2 protein-coding genes are annotated in these 2,312 nt (G+C 28.8%); both read left to right on the top strand.

Annotated elements, in window-relative coordinates:
• Positions 1 to 146 precede the first annotated feature (146 nt).
• Entirely contained in the window at positions 147 to 1,223 is a 1,077-nt protein-coding gene (locus RCH19_RS14625; RefSeq protein WP_343023850.1) for a serine hydrolase domain-containing protein, read from the top strand.
• A gap of 163 nt (positions 1,224 to 1,386) precedes the next feature.
• Positions 1,387 to 2,082, top strand: a complete 696-nt coding sequence (locus RCH19_RS14620) for a DnaJ domain-containing protein (RefSeq protein ID WP_343023849.1) — start codon at positions 1,387 to 1,389, stop codon at positions 2,080 to 2,082.
• The last annotated feature ends 230 nt before the right edge of the window (positions 2,083 to 2,312 follow it).

Genomic DNA, 2,312 nt, shown 5'->3' with positions numbered 1-2,312 from the left:
TTGCATTATTAAATATACAACTTTTCTTCCTTTTATTAAAATAATTTAACTATTTTTGAAAGAACTAAACGGAAGTTTTTTCACAGACTGACGTTGGCAGTAATTGTACCCGAAAAAATCGACAAAACAACCAAATAAAATAAAATATGAAAAAAATAATGTTTTTGATTGCCTTTTTTGCAGTTAGCAATTTTACCTATTCTCAAGTAGATAAAGTTGATGTTGAAATAAAAAAACTAATGCAAAAAAATAGAATTGTTGGTTTACAATTAGCCGTAATAAAAAACAATGAAATTGTTAAAAAAGGTCATTACGGATTGGCAAATATAGAGGATTCAATTGCTGTTGATGACAAAACAATTTTCAGTATTAATTCCATAACAAAAGCATTTACAGGAGTTGCTATTATGCAATTAGTAGAAAATGGTAAATTAAATCTCGATGAACCAATTTCAAAATATCTAGATAGTTTACCGAAAACTTGGCAAAATATTACGCTAAAACAAGTGGTTACTCATAAATCAGGAATTCCTGCAATTTGGGATTCACAAGGAAATATGTTATCAGAAAATAGAGAAGTTTTATTCAAAAAAATGAAAGAATTTCCACTTGTTTTTCTTCCAGATGAAGATTACGAAGATGCGCAAGGTAATTACATATTGCTAGGAATGATTATTGAAAAAGTTAGTGGACAATCATATGAAAAATATATTGTAGAAAACATATTCAAGAAAGCCCAAATGAACAACTCAATGAAAGTTGGAATTGGAGATTTCTACAAAATATTTAATCATTCAGCAAAGCCATATTCTTATTTTAGAGATAATAATGTACTAACCAATGTTTATCAACCTATTCCATCAAGTTTAAATCCAGCAGGAGGTATATATTCAAGTGCGACTGAAATGGCACAATGGATAATTGCATTACAAAATAATAAATTAGTTAATTCAGAAAATCTGAAAATACTATTAGCGCCAATAACATTAAAAAATGGAGAAATATATGAAACAAATAATTTTCTAAACAGAAGTTCGATTGGTTTTTATTCAAGTTCAAGAATTAAAAATCCTGTAATTGCTTCATTAGGTGGAAATAGAAATGCTTTATACATTTATCCAAAAGATAATATTTCAGTAGTGATTTTGACAAATTTAGTGGGTTCTCGTCCTGAAAATTTTATAGAAGAAATTGCGAATTTATATTTAGCGGAGAAAAAATAACAACTACTGCCAACCGCCATTTTGAGCTAGCTGGAGTTTAGTGGCATTATCGTTTCGCATCAAGTTTTGCATAAACCGAAAACTGAAGGGTTACGAACTTCCAGCCATCTCAAAGTGGCATAACGTTACAGGCAATTTTGCGTGAGACGACAAAAAATAATATATGAAAAAATATTACGATCGCTTATTTATTAAAGATGGAAGCACATCAGAAGAAGTTAAAAGTGCTTACCGAAAATTGGCGAAAAAATTTCATCCTGATGTAAATCAAAATGAAGATTATATTGAAGAATTTAAAATGATTCTTGAAGCTTATGAAGCTTTAATTTCTCATTTAGAAAAAACATTTAAACCTCATTCTGAAATTAAAAGTGATTCTCCGAAAGTCAATAAAAAGAAAAAAGTAACCGAACATTTTGATTACTCTGAATACTCTGATGAAATAGAAGTCGAAAATTTAATTTTTGAAATTAAAGAAACAAAATTCACAAAAGAAATTAGTATTCATTATCAAAAAATAGTTGCTGACGGAATTTATTTTATTATTAAACTGGGTATTAAAAATACAGACAATGAAATGAGAACATTATCATTTATGGATTTCAAACTATATGATGAAGATTTAAATTGTTATACAAGTTTAGGAAGAGAAATAAATTTTTTAAATTTAAATCAAAAAGAAATGATGTTTGACAAGCAATGTCAACCGCACATACCTACTATAGGTTATTTACTGTTTGAAGTCCCAAATAGAAAAACATATTTTTTAGAACTTTATGGCGGTAAAATTCCTGGAAGACCAAGTTATAAAAGGAAAATTATACCTTTAGAAACTGACGTAAAGAATTTGAATGTCTAAATAAAAACTGCCTGTAACCGTCGTTTGGCAATATGGCGGGATTTGGCATAATTTTAAGATTGTTTTGTACTTGGAAAATTAGTCATTAACCGAAAGATTAGGCTTCCTTAATCCGCCACATCGCCAAGCGACCAAACGTCAGGCTGTGAAAAAACCTCGATTTTTCACAATTTCTCTCTAAAGACACTCTTGTAAACTTCAATATCTTCACTCTGCTACACACTATTTTT

It is taken from the genome of Flavobacterium sp. PL12 (genome assembly GCF_039123485.1).
Classification (GTDB): Bacteria; Bacteroidota; Bacteroidia; order Flavobacteriales; family Flavobacteriaceae; genus Flavobacterium; species Flavobacterium weaverense.
The sequence above is the reverse complement of the archived record's forward strand: the minus strand, read 5'-3'. Positions and strand labels throughout refer to the sequence as shown.